The 15,875-nt window shown below is 73.8% G+C and carries 14 protein-coding genes; 8 read left to right on the plus strand and 6 right to left on the minus strand.

Features of this window, described 5'->3' with window-relative positions; translation table 11 throughout:
- Positions 1 to 83: 83 nt before the first annotated feature.
- On the minus strand, positions 84 to 377 hold the full coding sequence (locus EMA17_RS28410) for a YciI family protein (protein ID WP_126639987.1): 294 nt from the start codon (positions 375 to 377) through the stop codon (positions 84 to 86).
- A gap of 409 nt (positions 378 to 786) precedes the next feature.
- Here EMA17_RS28410 and EMA17_RS28415 point away from each other — a divergent pair, with 409 nt between their 5' ends.
- Together EMA17_RS28415 and EMA17_RS28420 are read left to right on the plus strand one after the other, a co-directional pair.
- Entirely contained in the window at positions 787 to 1,062 is a 276-nt protein-coding gene (locus tag EMA17_RS28415) for a hypothetical protein (protein ID WP_126639988.1), read from the plus strand.
- A gap of 127 nt (positions 1,063 to 1,189) precedes the next feature.
- Positions 1,190 to 1,723, plus strand: coding sequence for a DinB family protein (locus EMA17_RS28420; RefSeq protein ID WP_126639989.1), 534 nt, complete (start codon positions 1,190 to 1,192; stop codon positions 1,721 to 1,723).
- A 7-nt stretch (positions 1,724 to 1,730) separates the two neighbouring features.
- Here the strand turns inward: EMA17_RS28420 and lipB are convergent, their stop codons facing one another.
- Together lipB and EMA17_RS28430 are read right to left on the minus strand one after the other, a co-directional pair.
- Positions 1,731 to 2,483 carry a lipoyl(octanoyl) transferase LipB gene (gene lipB / locus EMA17_RS28425; protein ID WP_126639990.1) on the minus strand — a complete coding sequence of 251 codons (753 nt, stop codon included), beginning with the start codon at positions 2,481 to 2,483 and terminating at the stop codon, positions 1,731 to 1,733.
- Positions 2,473 to 3,225: a class I SAM-dependent methyltransferase gene (locus EMA17_RS28430; RefSeq protein ID WP_160161591.1), complete on the minus strand. Its 753-nt coding sequence runs from the start codon at positions 3,223 to 3,225 to the stop codon at positions 2,473 to 2,475. Before EMA17_RS28430 ends, lipB begins: the two co-directional genes overlap by 11 nt.
- Positions 3,226 to 3,507: 282 nt before the next feature.
- Here EMA17_RS28430 and EMA17_RS28435 point away from each other — a divergent pair, with 282 nt between their 5' ends.
- The 6 genes from EMA17_RS28435 (at position 3,508) to EMA17_RS28460 (ending at position 12,175) form a co-directional block, all read left to right on the plus strand.
- The gene (locus EMA17_RS28435) at positions 3,508 to 4,311 is read left to right on the plus strand and encodes an enoyl-CoA hydratase (RefSeq protein WP_126639992.1); all 804 of its coding nucleotides are present in this window, start codon (positions 3,508 to 3,510) and stop codon (positions 4,309 to 4,311) included.
- A gap of 269 nt (positions 4,312 to 4,580) precedes the next feature.
- Entirely contained in the window at positions 4,581 to 7,616 is a 3,036-nt protein-coding gene (locus EMA17_RS28440) for an ATP-binding protein (protein WP_160161592.1), read from the plus strand.
- Between the two features lie 577 nt (positions 7,617 to 8,193).
- On the plus strand, positions 8,194 to 9,072 hold the full coding sequence (locus tag EMA17_RS28445) for a hypothetical protein (RefSeq protein WP_126639994.1): 879 nt from the start codon (positions 8,194 to 8,196) through the stop codon (positions 9,070 to 9,072).
- A gap of 263 nt (positions 9,073 to 9,335) precedes the next feature.
- Positions 9,336 to 10,085: a response regulator transcription factor gene (locus tag EMA17_RS28450; protein WP_246126948.1), complete on the plus strand. Its 750-nt coding sequence runs from the start codon at positions 9,336 to 9,338 to the stop codon at positions 10,083 to 10,085.
- Complete coding sequence (locus EMA17_RS55465; protein WP_126639995.1) at positions 10,082 to 11,665, plus strand: sensor histidine kinase; 1,584 nt, start codon at positions 10,082 to 10,084, stop codon at positions 11,663 to 11,665. Before EMA17_RS28450 ends, EMA17_RS55465 begins: the two co-directional genes overlap by 4 nt.
- A 264-nt stretch (positions 11,666 to 11,929) precedes the next feature.
- On the plus strand, positions 11,930 to 12,175 hold the full coding sequence (locus EMA17_RS28460) for a hypothetical protein (protein WP_126639996.1): 246 nt from the start codon (positions 11,930 to 11,932) through the stop codon (positions 12,173 to 12,175).
- 100 nt (positions 12,176 to 12,275) lie between these two features.
- Here EMA17_RS28460 and EMA17_RS28465 read toward each other — a convergent pair whose 3' ends face one another.
- From EMA17_RS28465 to EMA17_RS28475, 3 genes are all read right to left on the minus strand, one after another.
- Positions 12,276 to 12,920, minus strand: a complete 645-nt coding sequence (locus EMA17_RS28465) for a response regulator (protein WP_126639997.1) — start codon at positions 12,918 to 12,920, stop codon at positions 12,276 to 12,278.
- Between the two features lie 48 nt (positions 12,921 to 12,968).
- The gene (locus tag EMA17_RS28470) at positions 12,969 to 14,261 is read right to left on the minus strand and encodes a sensor histidine kinase (protein WP_246126949.1); all 1,293 of its coding nucleotides are present in this window, start codon (positions 14,259 to 14,261) and stop codon (positions 12,969 to 12,971) included.
- A 194-nt stretch (positions 14,262 to 14,455) separates the two neighbouring features.
- Entirely contained in the window at positions 14,456 to 15,763 is a 1,308-nt protein-coding gene (locus tag EMA17_RS28475; protein ID WP_126639999.1) for an aminotransferase class I/II-fold pyridoxal phosphate-dependent enzyme, read from the minus strand.
- Positions 15,764 to 15,875 lie beyond the last annotated feature (112 nt).

Consider the following 15,875-nt stretch of genomic DNA (forward strand, 5'->3'; position numbering starts at 1 on the left):
CGGAAGCCTGTACTCGTTTGTTGTCTGAATTGGTGAGTAATCGCCATCAAATGTGCTGGAAATGAACGGCTATTGACGGCACTTCAGGTGGCCGGGAGCAGTCCTTCGAGCCCGGGAGCGGTCCTGGAGGGCGCGAATTCGACAACGTCGTAGGTGGCCGCGCCCGCCTTCCGGAACGGGTCCTCCGCAAGCACCGCGTCGAGCGCGGCCCGGTCGTCGGCGCGGGCCAGGATCACCCCGCCGGTGCGCGGGACGCGGCGCCCGGAGGCGAGCAGGGTGCCGTCCGCGTAGTACCGGTCGAGCCATTCGAGGTGGCCGGGCATGAGCGCGTCGATGTCCTCGACGGGGACGACGTAGGTCAGCGTGATCACGAACATGACTCGATCGTAGGGCGTGGCGGGGGGCCGGGTGCGGGCTACCACGGAACAGGGTGGCGCGGGGTTCGGGCGGAGGCGGGAGGGGGCGCCGGGGAGGGACGGGGCATATTGTGCACCATTCCGGGGTGTTTCGACGCGGCGGCGCCGGTTCGGGACGCGGGTGGAAGTTCCGCGTGGGGACGGGAATGTCGGACGGGGGGCGCGGGTTGTCGGCGGCGGTCGGTGAGATCGGTGCCCCCGGGCCCACTCATGGCCGCCGCGGACCACCGTTCGGCCGGAGCCGCAGTGAGCCCTTCGCCGCGAGGCGGCCCGTCTCACCGACCGTCGACGTGCGGGTCTCGACTTTGGTCGATCGGGTTTGGCCGCTCGGCCGTTTCGAGGATCGAGGGGCGTCGATAGCGTGAGGGTCATGCGCAAGATCCTGGACATTTTCGGATTGTTCCTGGTCCTCCAGGGCGTCGGTGGGATCGTTCACCACTTCGTCGGCTGGTTCCGGGCCTGGGGGCTGCTCGCCCGGGCGGCCTTTTTGCACGGCTATCAGTTGCCGGCGGGCTTCGCCCTGATCGTGCTGGGGTTCCTGGTGTGGGTGCTTGGCGAAACGCTTTTGCCCACCGAGAAGGAGAGGCGGAAAAAGGCGTCCTCGAAATCCGCCGTCGCGGATGTACTGCGGCAGGAGGACCGATAGGCGGATCGACTCGCGTGGCGGGTGTGATCCGGTGGGCCCGGGACGGCGGCGCGCCGCGGTCGCGGGCACGGGGGCTTCGGGGGGAAATGCCTTGTTGGGGCGGGGGCGCGTGGGCCATCCTCGGCGCATGATCATTCCCGAGACCAAGAGTTGGACGTGGGTGCTCGACACGCCCTGTCCCGACTGCGGCCTGGACACCCCGGCCGTTCCGCTCGCCCGGATCCCCGCGCTGACCCGCGCCAACGCGGCCGCGTGGCACGAGATGCTCGTCTCCGGCGGCGACGAGTTGCGGAACCGGCCGAATCCGGACACGTGGTCCCCGCTCGAATACGCGTGCCATGTCCGCGACGTCTTCGTGCTGTTCGACGAACGGCTGCGGCTGATGTCGACCCGGGACGCCCCCGACTTCGCGAACTGGGACCAGGACGCGACGGCGATCGAGTCGCGCTACGCCGAGCAGGACCCCGTACGCGTCGCGGCCGATCTCGCGGCGGCGGGCGGCGTGTTGGCCGACGCGTTCGCGGGCGTGACCGACGACGGGTGGTCGCGTACCGGCAACCGCAGCGACGGCACCGTCTTCACGGTGGAGTCCTTCGCCCGGTACTTCATCCACGACCCGGTGCATCACCTGTGGGACGTCACGGGCGTGCGGGCGGATTGAGCGGCCGCTACCCGTGCCGGGCGTCCGCCTCCGTGCGTCGGGTGGACGGGTCCGGCGGGGGGCGGCGGGTGAGTTCGCGGAGCAGGGCGTCGGCCACCGCGTCGCGGACCGCCGCCTCGGTCGGGGCGGGGCGACCGGCCTCGGCGGCGAGTTCGGCCAGGGAGGTCATCGTCGTGCCCGGGAGCGCGCACGCGGTGAACGTGGTGAACGCGCTCAGGTCGGGGTCGACGTTGAGCGCGAAGCCGTGGCTGCTGACACCCCGTCGGATCCGCATCCCGATCGACGCGAGCTTGCGGTGGTCCGGCGTCCAGATCCCGACCAGGCTCGGCGCACCCGCCGGGGTCTCGCGCCGTACCGCCGGGAAGCCCAGCGCGTCGAGCGCGGCGAGCAGGCCGTTCTCTACCCGGCGCACCAGGTCGCCCGGGCCCAGCGCGCGTACGTTCACCACCAGGTAGCCGATCAGCTGACCCGGCCCGTGGTAGGTGGCGTGTCCGCCCCGGTCCACCTCGACCAGCGGGATCGGCGAGGCCGGGTCCGGCAGGTCCGCGGCGGGGGTGCGCGCGCTGTAGGTGATCACCGGCGGGTGGGTGAGCAGGAACAGCCGGTCCGGCGCGGCATTCCGCTGCCGCTCGGCGACCCAGCGCGCCATCTCGGTCTGCGCGAACGGATAGGCGAGCCGACCCAGGTCGACCCGCACCGGTGCGCCGTCCCCGCCCGCCCGCGGCGACGTCGGTATGCCGTCCGCGGTGTCAATCGACATCCGTGGCCTCCGATCGTTGCCCGGACGGGCCTCGACCGTGGGCCGGCCGGTCGTCGGTCCGACGGCGCCAGCGCATCGCGGTCGCGTCGGCCAGGTCGATGAAGTCGGCGTCCGGGAAGACCTCGGCGTAGCGCGCGCGGTACTGCGCGCGGGTGAGGTAGTGGTCGGACATCAGGTGGTCCAGCCAGGCCGTGCCGGTGCGGAAGCGGTACAGCCACCAGGCGTCCCGGACGCGCAGTCGGCGCAGGTCCCGGGCCAGTTCGCGGACCGCGAAGAGCACGTGCTGCCGGCGCGTCGCGGCCGGTTCGGTGGACACGTCGTCGACCAGGACGAGTTCGCCGCCGGGGCGGACCAGCGACCCGAGATGGGTGAGCGCGGCGGTCAGGTCCGGGAGATGGTGCAGCGTGCCGATGCTCAGCACCAGGTCGAAGCCCTCGGCGTGGTGTACGTCGAGCAGCGAGGCGACCTCGTAGCGGATCCGTTCGTGCGGCCGGCGGACCCGCGCGACCTCGATCAGCGGCGCGCTCACGTCGGCGGCCACCACCTCGGCATAGGAGCCGGCCAGGGCGAGGGCGTGCCGGCCGGAGCCGCAACCGGCGTCCAGGGCACGGTCGCCGGCGAGTTCGAGACCGGCCAGCCACTCGCCGAGAGGGTCACACAATCCGGCGTATCGGTCGTAGTCGCCCGCGAACGCGTCGAACGACCGGGGATCGGCCTTGAGCGGTTTCATTGACTTGGTCAAGAATGGCTTGCGTGTCCCGAACCACGTACGGGTTCCGAACCGTCCACGGTCCCCGCTCCGGGTGCGCACCGCCGACCGGATCCGCGCCCCGAACCACCGACGCGCCACCGGACGTTCCTCCTCGACCGGGGTGCGAACGCCCGCCCGATCGGCGACCGGACGTGTCGTGCCGATCGTCGGCGCCGGGATCGGATCGGCGCTCTTCGATACCCCGGTCGCCCGGTCGGACGCCGTGCGACTCGCAGTCCTTCGCCCCTCCATCATGCCGAGGATGACGCCCCCATGTCTTTCGTACTCGTCGACAAGCCCCGCCCCCACGTCACGCTCATCACCCTCAATCGACCGGACCGCATGAACGCCATGGCCTTCGACGTCATGGTCCCCTTCCGTGAGGCTCTGGAAGCAGTGAGTTCCGACAACGATACGCGTGTCGTCATATTGACCGGCGCGGGGAGGGGGTTCTGTTCCGGTGCGGATCTGGAGAATTCCGGACGCATCCCCGGGGTCCGGGGCCTGACCCGGACGAGCATCGCGCGCCGCTCGATGGAGATCCTGGACGACGTGATCCTCGGGCTGCGCCGGCTGCACCAGCCGGTGATCGGCGCGATCAACGGCCCCGCGATCGGCGGCGGTTTCTGCCTCGCCACCGCCACCGACATCCGAATCGCCGCCGACACGGCGTACTTCCGCGCCGCCGGCATCAACAACGGACTGACCGCGAGCGAGCTCGGAATCAGCTATTTGCTCCCCCGGGCGATCGGGTCGTCTCGGGCATTCGAGATCATGTTGTCCGGGCGGGACGTGGACGCGACCGAGGCCGAGCGGATCGGACTGGTGTCGCGCGTGGTGCCGGGCGAGAAATTGCTCGACGACGCGTACGGACTCGCCGAGCGCATCATCGGGTTCAGTCGAGTGGGTGTGGAGGTGACGAAGCGGTTGCTGTGGTCCGGCCTGGAGGCCGGCAGCATGCACTCGCACATGGATCACGAGGGGCACGCCCAGTTGTACGTCAGGCTGACGACCGAGAACTTCGAGGAGGCCATTCGCGCTCGCCGGGACGGGCGGCGACCGGAGTACCGGGACTGAGACGGGAGTCGAGGCGGGATCGAGGCGCCGAAGGCGCGATCGAGCCGAGGAGTCGGTGGATGTTCGACCGAGTGCGGATGAGGGATCGACCCCACGTCGATGTCACATGTCGGTAATTGGTTGGTGCGGACTTCACACGTTGAGTGAATGTTGAACATGTGTTGACCGGGAACGGGCAAGCTCAGGCTCATAGTGCGGCGGCCCGGTCGGATCCGGCGGGGCCGCCGGGCACACCACGGGGGTGTGAGCGAGAAGCGAGGAGATTTTCCGTGCTACACGGAAGGAACGACGAACTGGCCGCCGTCACGGCACTGCTGGAGCGGACGCGCGCCGGCGACGGCGGAGCGGTCGTGCTGCGCGGGGCCGCGGGGACGGGCAAGACGACGCTCCTGGCCGAGGCGGTGTGGGCGGCCAAGGGGATGACCGTCCTGCGTACGAGCGGCCCGCGCGGCGGCGGTGCCCTCCCCTATACCGGCCTGCGCCAACTCCTCGCCACGCTGCACCCGCGCATCGGCCGCCTGCCGCACACCAGGGCCCAGGCGCTGCGCACCGCCCTCGGCCTGGCCCCCGGCGCCGCCGACCGCGCCGTGGTCGCGGCGGCCGCGTGCTCCCTCATCGCCATCGCGGCTCGCGAACAACCGATCCTGGTCCTGGTCGACGACGCCCACTGGCTCGACGCGGCCTCGGCCGCGGTGGTGACGTACATCGCGGCCCGCGCGGAGGGGCTGCCGATCGCGGTGCTGCGCGCCACCCGGGAGGGGGCGGGGGCCGCGGCGGAGGGTGCCGAGTCGGGTACGGGAGTCGCCGGGGCGGACGACGCGGCGGAAGCCGAGTTCGCCGGCTCGGACGGGCGGCCGTCGGAGCGGGTCGAAGCGGGGGCGTCCGGTGGGGCGCTCCGAATGGGTGCAGCCGAGTGGGTGGCCGACTCGGGGGCGCACGGCGCGGAGCCGGCCGCCGGCGACGACCTCGCCGCCCCGCGAGCGGCCGAGCCGGTCGAGCACACGGCCGCCGCCGAGTCCCCGGCCGGTCCGGCCGGTTCGCCGGACGCGTGCACCGACGAGGCGACTCGTCCGACCGAACACCCGACCGACGCCGAATCGACGACCACCCACGACGAGGCCGCCCGGGCCACGTGTGACGCGGGTAGCACGTCCCGGGCGGCGGCGGAGGCCGGCCGGGACGAACTCCCCGAGCACACCCGGCAGACGAGCCGAGCGGGCACCGTCGGGGCGTGGACCTCCGGCCGGGCGCGGGACGCCGAGGCGGGCACGCGGACGGGCGACGCGGTCCGGGGTCACGACGGCGACTTCCGGACGGGTGCGGGCGACGGAGCGACGACGGCCGCGGATGGTCGGCGGGTCGAAGCGGCCGAAGGGGTCGAAGAGGTCGACGGTGACGTGCGGCCGGTTCGGCCGACGCGGGTCGTGGGCGGCGGGACCGACGTGTTCGCGGCGTCGTCCGCGCGGCGTACGACGGACGGGTCCGGTTCGGGTGCGGGCCCCGGGGCGAACGAGGTTGCCGGACGGGGGGCTTCGGGCTCGGGTTCCGGCGTCGGTGGGCGGTCGTCGGGGCGGGCCACCGGTACCGACGTCTTCTGGGGCGGTGGTCTCGAGGCCGATACGGACGCGGACGACGCCCGAAGCACGGGTGGCGGCACCGGTGCCGGGAGCGACCACCGGTCCGATTCCGTGCGGGCCGCTCGGTCCGGCGACCGTGACCACGATCGGGTGACGGCGGGTGGCTCTTCCGGGGCGGCTGCCCGCGGCGGCGACCGCTCGGGTGCCGGTCGCGTCGCGAGCGGCGGCGGGCCGTCGGCCGGCCTGCCCGAGGAGGCGCGGCGGCTGCTCGCGTTGGCGGCGCTCGAACCGGCCGCCGACCTGGACCAGTTGGCCGTCGCCGGACGGCGCATCGGCATCGGACGCGGCGCGCGACTCGCACTCCTTCGGGCCGATCTCGTCGACACCACCGAGCACCGGGTGCGCTTTCGCAACGCGTCGGCGCGCGAGGAGGTACGCCGTTCGCTGAGCGCGGCGGAGCGCCGTTCGCTGCACGGAGCACTGGTCTACGCCGCGAGCGGCGCCCTCGCGTACCGGCGTCCCTGGCACCTGGCCGCGCTCGCCGGCGGGCCCGACGCCGATCTCGCCGCGGCCCTGGAGGCCGGCGCGGGCCGCACCCGCCGCGAACTCGGCGCCGGCGCCGCCGCGGCGACGTGGGAGCAGGCCGCCCGGCTCACCGCCGACCGCCCGACCGCCCGCCGCCGCTACGTCGCCGCCGCGTACGCCGCGTGGGAGGCCGGTTTCCCGGTCCGCGCCCGCACCCTGCTCGACACCGCCGACGCCACCGATGTCGAGGGCGTCGCCGACGAGGGCTCGTCCGCGCACTCCTCCGGTACCGCGATCCGGCTCCGCGCCGCCCTCCGGCACGCGGAAGGGCATCGCTCCGAGGCGGGCGCGCTGCTCCTGGACGCGGCCCATGGCCGCGCCGCGCTGCTGCTCGCCGCCACCGGCGCCGCGTGGGAGGCGGGCGACCGGGCCCGCACCACCCAGGCCCGGACCGCCCTGGCCGCCCTCCCGCTCGCCTCCGACGACCCGCTGCGCACCGTGGTCGCCGCGCTCGGCGCCGACGGCGTCTCCCCCGCGATGGTCGCCCCGGCCACCCGGGCCCGGCTGTACGGCCTGGGCATCGCGCTCTGGGAGGTGACCCCGCTCGCGGTCCACGCGGCGGCGACCGACCAGGCGGCGTACGAGGTCCTGCTCGACGAGGCCGCCGTGCTGCGCACCCACGGCGCCCGGGGCGCGCTCGCCGCGGCGCTGATGCCGCTCGCCGTCGCGGGCGCGCTGTCCGGCCGGGCCGTCGAGGCCGAGACCCACGCCGCCGAGGGCCTGCGCCTGGCCCGCTCCACCGGCCAGGGCACGCTGGCCGCGTGGTTCCTGGCCGCGCTGTCCATGGCCGCGACCACCCAGGGCCGCGTCGCCGAGGCCCGCGACGGCGCCTGGCAGGCCCTCCGCCTGACCGGCACCCAGGGCCTCACCCCGGTCGGCGCCTACGCCCTGTACGCCCTCGCCGTCGTCGAACGTGCCGAGGGCCGCACCGAGGCCGCCTGCGAACTCCTGGCCACCGCCCTGGCCGCCCCCGCCGGCGCCCTGATGGAGGTCCGCATCCGCGCCGAGTTGGCCACGGCCGGCCCCAACCGCACCGGCCTCGCCGCCCTGCCCCCGCGCCCCGTCCACCCCAACGTCCCGGCCCTGACCCTGGCCGGCCGCATCCCCAGAACCCCCCAACTGGCCGCCGGCAACGGCGCCTGACCCCACCCCGAACCCGGCCCGCAGTCCCGTCTCGGGGTCGGCGCGCACGGCGCGGACATCGGTGGGCGCGGCGACGCGGGCGATCGAGCGGCACCGGACGTCCCAGGCCCGCCGACCGGTCCGGATGTGCGCCGAGTCCGGGCCGCCCGACCCCCAACCGGGTGCGGCCGAGACCGCCTTCCTCCCCGAAGCCGCTCGGGTCGGCGCCCGGAACGGCGGCATCGATCGGGCCGACGAACGGCCGACACGGATCGTCGAGGAGATCGTGGCTCGGCACCGGGCCGCCCTCGGCGCATCCGGGGCGACCACGGGTCGACCGTCCCGAGGCCGCGCGTCCGACGGGCGGCCCCGCGTCTCGGCGACCCGCCGCGCCGGCCTCCCACCACGCGGGCGATCCGCTCGTAGGGTGGATGGCGCACCGATTTCGCGCGACCTCGATCGCGCCCGGTCCCCGAGGAGAGCGAGAGCCAGGCATGCGCGACGCGACGGCGACGTCTCGCCGGATTTCGCGGCGGGTTCCGTCCGCCGGGTGCGACGGGGCGGACTTGTTCGCCGGCCACGTGGGTAGATCGTCGGCGTGACCGAACGAGGCGCGATCGAGGACTGGGACACCCTGCTGGGCTGGATGCGCGCGCTCGTTTCGGACGACGAGGTCGCCCATCGCCGCGCACTGGACCGCTATCTGCTGGTGACCCGCGACATGCGCGAGGCGCGCGAGGCCTACGACGCCATCGTGTTGCGGGTCCCCCGCTCGGTCTCCGCCGAGGAGGGCGCGTGGCGGCGATTTCGCGACGCATGGCTGCTCACCCCCGGTGCCGCGCTGCTCGCCGACTCGCCCCCGCCCGCCGAGGTCCCGGACTGGGGCGGGCTGCCGTACGCGCTGACCTATCTCGAATGGGAGGCCCGCTTCCCGGCCGAGTGGACCCGGCACGCCAAGGTCTGGAGCACCAAGCAGCGCCTGATCCGGCTGCTCGCCGTCCCCGGCCACCACGGCCCGGCCCGGGCCCGGCTCCTCGACCTGGTCGAACTCGTCGTCTATCGGCGACACCGCTGCAAGGACCGCGACTACTCGCGGATCGCCCGGGTGATCGACGGCGACGACCTCCGCGCCCGACTGGAGAAGGCCCGCGTCTCGGGTGAGTCGTGGACCCGCGACCAGGCGGGCCACGTGTTGTGGCTGCTGCGCAACCCGCAGGTCCCGATCAACCGCACGAACTGGTTCCGGTGGCTGTCCGCGAAGGCCGGCGCGGTCGACCCGCTCGACATCGCGGCGGAGGGCTTCATCGGACACCCGGAGCGGTCGGAACAGCACGAACCCCCGGAGCGCCCGGGACACTCGGAAGACCCCGGACACCCGGACGCCCCGCCCTCGAACGCACCTTCGGACCCGCCCCCGAACCCACCCGACACCCCGCCGAACCCCCCGCCCGCCACCCCTCCCCCCACGCACAGCTGACGAGCCGTCATTCTCGGTACACGGAGCCGCCTCCCGCCATAGGTTGTGCTGCAACATCGGCAACAACCATTCGGGGGCGACATGGGTCGAGCCGACCCGCGCGCGACGCGCCGCGTCGTGATCCGCGACGAAGGTGCGTCCACCGAGACCGCCCCGCGAACACCGACCCCGGGCAACCACCAGTATCCGCACCCGAATTCGTCCCCCCATCCGTACCCGGAGCCCCTCGAATCGGGGACTCCCGAAACGGAGGCCGCGATCCGGTGACCGAGGCTCCCGCAATCCCGACTCCGACCACACCCCCCACCCCACCCCACGTCCTCGTCGTCGACGACGACCCCTCCATCCGCCGGGCCCTGGAACGCGGCCTGCGCCTGGCCGGCTATCACGTCACCCTCGCCGCCGACGGCACCCGCGCGCTGGACCTGATCGAGCCGGCCGTGCCCGCCGCCGCCCCGCAGGTCGTGGTCCTGGACGTGGCCATGCCGGGGATCAGCGGCATCGAGGTGTGCGCCGAACTGCGCGCCCGAGGCGCCTCGACCCCCGTCCTGATGTTGTCCGCCCGCGACGAGACCGCCGATCGCATCGCGGGCCTGGAGAGCGGCGCGGACGACTACCTGGTGAAACCCTTCGATCTGCGCGAACTCGACCTGCGGCTACGGGCGTTGCTGCGTCGCAGACCGCCCGGACCGGTGGGCGGCGCGGCGCTGCGGGTCGGCCCGGTCGCGGTGGACGTCTCCGCGCACATCGCCACCTGCGCCGGCGTCCCGCTCGACCTGACCCGTCGCGAGTTCGCCCTCCTGGAGGTCTTCACCCGCAACCCCGGCCTGGTGCTGACCCGCGATCAACTCCTGGACCGGGTCTGGGGTTACGACTTCGACGTACGCACCGACGTGGTCGACACCTTCGTCAGCTACCTGCGTCGCAAGCTGGAGGCGGACGGTCGGCCGCGCGTGCTGCACACCGTTCGCGGCGTGGGCTTCGTACTTCGGGCCGGCGGCGGTACCGGATGAAGCTCTCCACCCGCGTCGCGCTGTCGGTCGCCGTCCTGGTGCCCCTGCTCGTGCTGGGCGCCGGCACCCTCGTGGTGCACTGGGTCCGCGCCGACCTGATGGCCCGTCAGGACCAGCAACTCCAGCAGCGGGCCGAGCGGTTGACCCCACCCGCCCGCGCCCTGGTGCGCACCGACCTGGACGTGCGCCAACAGGCCCTCCGCACCCGTCAGTACCGCGTGCTCAGCATGGCGCTCGACGTCGGCGTACGGGTGGACACCCCGGACGGGCCGTTGATGGTCGGCCCGCAACCACCGCAGACCACGACGCTGCCCGCCCGCGCGCCGAACCCGGTGACCGTGCACGCCGGTCGGCTCTCGTGGCGGATGGTCACCCGGCCGCTGCCGACCGGGCCGATGTACGTGTTCCTGCCCTCGGGCGAACCCGAGGCGCAGGCGGCGCTGCTGCGTCGGCGGGTCTACGTGGTGACCGTGTTCGCCGTACCGCTGTCCGGACTCGCCGGGCTGGCCGCCGGCACCGCGGCCACCCGGTCGCTGCGCGCGCTGCGCCGGCGTGCGGCCCGGCTGGATCCGGACGACGGCACGCACGAGGCGGTACACGTGCCGTCGGGCGTGGCCGAGGTGGACCAACTCGGCCGCACCCTCGACGACGTGCTCGGCCGATACGCCGAGCAGACCGCGCGCACCCGCGAGGCCCTGGAGACCGCACGCTCGTTCGCGGCGACCGTCGACCACGAACTGCGCGGCCCGCTGACCGGGATGCGCACCGACCTGGAGGTGCTGACCACCTATCCGGACCTGGCCGCGGCCGAGCGCGAGGACGTGCTCGCCGACCTGTGGGTGGGCCACGAACGGGTGTTGTCCGTCCTGGCCGCGCTGCGCGCCCTCGCCCAGGGCGACCTGGTGGACGCGACGGCGTTCGAGGCGGTGGAACTGGGCGAGGTGGCGCACGCGTCGGCCCGGGGTGCTCCCGCCCACCGGCCCGGCGTCGAACTCCCGGTCGAGATACGGGTGGAGGCGCCGCACGAGGTGGTCGTGTACGGACTCGCCGCGGGGCTGCGGCTGTTGGTGGACAACCTGGTGTGCAACGCGCTCGTGCACGGCGCGAGCCGGGTCCTGGTGAAGGTGCTTCCCGGGCTGGATTGCGGCGTGGTGTGCGTGGACGACGACGGGCCCGGGATCGCGCCGGAGTTGCGCGACGTCGTGTTCGAGCGTTTCCATCGTGGTCCCGGCAGCGGTGGCGCCGGGCTGGGCCTGACCCTGGTCGCCCAGCAGGTGGCGCTGCACGGCGGGCGGGTCGCGGTGGGCGTCCCGCCGAGCGGTCGAGGTACCCGGATCGAAGTGGTGCTCCCCCTGCGCGCCGACCCGACCGCCGCCCGCGAACGCGCCTGGCTCGGCGTCCTGGGCCGCATGCGGGACCGGAGCCGAGAGGCGGATCGGGAAAAACCCGAACCCGCGACGCCACCCCGCGCCGCTCTCGCCGCCCCCACCGTGCCGAAATCCCGATCCGCGTCCGAATCCGCCGTGAATTCCCGCTCCCCGACCGCCCATTCACAGGAAACCCACAAGGAACGCCCCTAGCCTCCTGCTACGCCGTGCCCGCCCGGGGTGGGGCGGGCCCGGCGTTTCGGGGAGGCCGCGGATGCCTGAACCCCACCGCAGGCGAGGAACTTTCCTCGCCGCCTCGACAACCTCGGGGGCGTTGTGCACCTCGCCCCCCGCGTATGCGGCAACGCCCGGTGGCGGCGGCCACCGGACGACCGCGCAGCCCTCGTCGCACCCGCGCGAGACCGACCTCGGGGCGGTCTCGACGCGGTGTGCCGAACGAGCGGTGGGTCCGGCCGGGTGAGTCGCGGCCTGGCGCTGCCCGGGACGGCGGCGTGCATGCTCGCGGCGGTGATCCCGACCGTCATCGGACCGACCGCGTGCGGCGACGCGACCAAAGGTGGTCAGGGCACGCTCGAGGTGGGGACCACGGGGCCCGCGGCCGCCCCCCGATCCGTCCCGCCGTCCACGTTCGCCTCGATCGTGTCCGGCCCACAGTACGTCGTCCGCCCCGCACCCGCGGCGGCGGAGATCCCGACGCCCTGAACCTACGGACGGTCCCGTGGGCCGGTGTGGGAAGCGCGGATCCCGGAGGGGGAGATCCGCCCGTCCCACACCGGCCCTGCCCGAACCCGTCCGGCGACGGTCACAGCTGCAGGTACCGCAACACCGCCATCACCCTGCGGTGATCGGTGTCCGAAGGCGGCAGATCCAGTTTGGTGAAGATGTTGCCGACGTGCTTCTCCACCGCCCGCTCCGTCACCACCAGCTTCTTCGCGATGGCCGCGTTGGTGCGCCCCTCGGCCATCAGGCCCAGGACCTCGTGCTCGCGCGGGGTCAGCGTGTTCAGCCCGCCGCTGCGCAGGCCCGCGCCGAACAACTGGGTGACCACCTCGGGGTCGAGCGCGGTGCCACCGGCCGCGACCCGCTCCAGCGCGTCGGTGAAGTCGCGGGTGTCCACCACCCGTTCCTTGAGCAGGTAGCCCACCCCCGCCGCGTTGCCGCCGAGCAGTTGGGCGGCGTAGCGGGTCTCGATGTACTGCGAGAACACCAGCACGCCTATGCCGGGGTACTCACGCCGGATGTCGATCGCGGCTCGCAGTCCCTCGTCGGTGTGCGTGGGCGGCATCCGGATGTCGACCACGCACACATCGGGTCGGTGCTCGGCCACCGCCGCCCGCAGCGCGTCGGCGTCGGGGACGGCCGCGGCCACCTCGTGGTCGCGGTCGAGAAGCAGTTGGACGAGGCCGTCCCGCAGGATGGCGGCGTCCTCGGCGATGACGATGCGCATGGGCTCGATCGTCCCATGCCCGGGCGGGCATCCCGGTCGGCGACCGGCTCAGCCGGGGACCGGCAGGTCCACCGTCACCTGGGTCGGCCCGCCGATCGGGCTGTCGACGCGCAGTACACCGTCCACCGTGCGGGCCCGCTCGACCAGTCCGGTGAGGCCGCTGCCCTTGCCCGCGTGCGCGCCGCCGCGCCCGTTGTCGGTGACCGACAACCGCAGCAGGCCGTCGCGCACACTCACGTCGACGACGGCGGCGCTCGCGCCCGAGTGGTGCGCGACGTTGGTGAGCAGCTCGGCGGCGCAGAAGTACGCGATGGTCTCGATCGTGGCGGGCGGTCGGACCGCGATGTCGGTGCGCACCTCCACCGGCACCGCGCTGCACGCCGCCAGGGTGGCCAGCGCGGCGTCCAGGCCCTGGTCGAGCACCGGCGGGTGGATTCCCCGGGCGAGGTCGCGCAGTTCCACGATCGCCTCCCGGGCGTTGCCGAGCGCGCTGTCCACGAGGGTGCGGGCGCGGTCCACGTCCATCGGCCGCTCGGTGTCCTCGGCGTCGAGCTTCTCCTTGGCCAGGCTCAGGTTCATCGCGAGCGCGACGAGTCGGGCCTGCGCGCCGTCGTGCAGGTCGCGCTCGATCCGGCGCAGCGTGGCGGCCGAGTCGTCGACGGCGATCGCGCGGGTCTCCTCCAGGTCGGCCATGCGCTGGGCGGCCTTGCTGGGTCCGAGCAGGGCGGGGATGAGCAGGCGGTCGAGCAGTACGACGCCTCGGACCGCCCACGGCGCGATCAGCAGGAACAGCACGCCCACCACGGACACGACGAGTTGCAGCGGCAGGGTGTCGAAGTACAGGTCGTTGATCTGGATCCCCGAGTGGTGCACGACGCCGTCGGAGTCGGTGACGTGCGGGTCGAAGGCGGCCATGAGCAGCGGGTAGACCAGCATGGCCAGCCCGTTGCCCCAGAACATGCCGGCGACCATCACGATGAGCACGCCCAGCGGGAGCTTGAGCACGGTGTACGCGACCGCCCGCCAGCCCTCGGCGTTGCCGAGCGCGGATCCGAGCAGCCCGAGCGGGCCGGGCCGGCGCCGGAAGCGGCTCAGCGGTGGCACCTGGACTCCGAGCATGGCCCGGGCCAGGCCGCGGTGCACGCCGCCCCACGCACGGGCACCCATCACGAGCAGGGCGAGGAGGGGCAGGCCGACCAGGGTGATGGTCAGGACGATCCCGAACGCGGCGAGCATGAAGGCGACGCCGAAACCGAACACCGCGAGCGGGAAGGTGAGGATGGCGTAGCCGAACTCGGCCCATGTTCGTCGGGTGAACGGGGCCTTCAGGAAGGTGGGCATCGGCATCCTCGGGGTGCTGCGGACGTGACGGTGGAGTGTGCCCATGCTCTCCGGCACGGGGACGCGGATGCGAGGGTGACAGCCCCCGACGTCACGGTTCGGTTTGCCCCACCTCCCATCACGGACATTGTGCCGCGCGGCCCCGCGGCGATCGGCCGCCGCATCCGGCGGCGTCCCGCGGCGCCGGGTCCCGTTCACCGCCCCGTGCGGACCGCCCCGGTGTGTACCGCCTCGGCGACCGCGTCGGCCAGCGGGCCGGTCTCCTCGGCGGTGAGCGTGGCCACGGTGATCCGCAGGCCGGGCGGCGAGGTGATCCGGTAGCGCGCGCCGGGGGCCACGACCCACCCTCGGGCGAGCAGGCCGGCGACGGCGGCGGTCTCGTCCCGGACCTCGATCCACACGTTGATCCCGGTGTCGCCCACCGCCCGCACGCCCCGCTCGCGCAGCGCCTCGATCAGCCCGGTCCGGCGCGTCCGGTACGTCTCGCGGGCCGCGCGGATGTGCTCGGCGACCTCGGCGGAGGTCCACGCGTGGGCGACCGCGTGCTGGAGCGCGTGGCTGATCCAGCCGGGGCCGAGCCGCTGCCGGCCGATGATCCGGTCGATGGTGATCGCGTCGCCGGCGACCATGGCGCAGCGCAGGTCCGGCCCGTACGCCTTGGAGGCCGAGCGGATGTGTGCCCAGTGGGTGGTGGTGCCGGCGAGGGTGTGCAGGTCGCGGTCGGAGATGTCGTTGCCGTGGTCGTCCTCCAGGAGCACCACCCGCGGGTGCGCGGCCAGGATCGAGCGCAGCGCGGCGGCGCGTTCGGCGGACACCGAGGCGCCGGTGGGGTTGTGTGCGCGGGCGGTGACCACGAACGCACGGGCGCCGGCGCGCAGCGCGTCCTCGGTCGCGGCGGGGTCGGGTCCTCGGTCGTCGACGGGGATCGGGCGCGGGGTCAGGTTGAGCGCGCCGAGCAGGTCGAGCAGGTTGCTCCAGCCCGGGTCCTCGACCGCGACCAGGTCGCCGGGGCGCAGGTGCGCGTCGAGCGAGCGCTCCATGCCGTCGAGCGCGCCGGAGGTGGCGGCCAGGTGGTCGGTCGGTACGCCCACCGCGTCGAGCACGGTGCGGGCGGCGTCCTCGAACGGCCGGTACAGCGCGCCGTGGACGTACAGGGGTCGCCAGCGGCTCGGCTCGGGGAAGACCGGCGAGGGCAGCAGCGCGGGGTCGGGCTCGCCGGTGGCCAGGTCGCGCGCGCCGGGCGGCACGCTCGGGCCCAGGGTGTTGCGCTGGGTGGTGGCCGGGCGGGCCCGGATGCGGGTGCCGGCCCGGCCGTGGGTCTCCACGATGCCGCGTTCGCGCAGGGTGCGGTAGGCGGCGGCGACGGTGTTGGCGTTCACGCCGAGTTCGGCCGCGAGCGTGCGCACGGGCGGCAGCGCGTCGCCGGGGGCGATCTCGCGCGCGTGCAGGTCGCGCTCGACGGATGCGGCGATGTCCGCCGCGGTACGACCGGTGGTGGCCATGCTTCTCCTGCGTCCTGGGCACATTCCGGGAGGAGGTTATGCCGTTGACAGCCTCCCCAGGTCCGGCTTTATTGTACTACTCCAAAGAGCGTTTTGAACTAGTACAAAGGAT

It is taken from the genome of Embleya hyalina (genome assembly GCF_003967355.1).
Lineage (GTDB): Bacteria > Actinomycetota > Actinomycetes > Streptomycetales > Streptomycetaceae > Embleya > Embleya hyalina.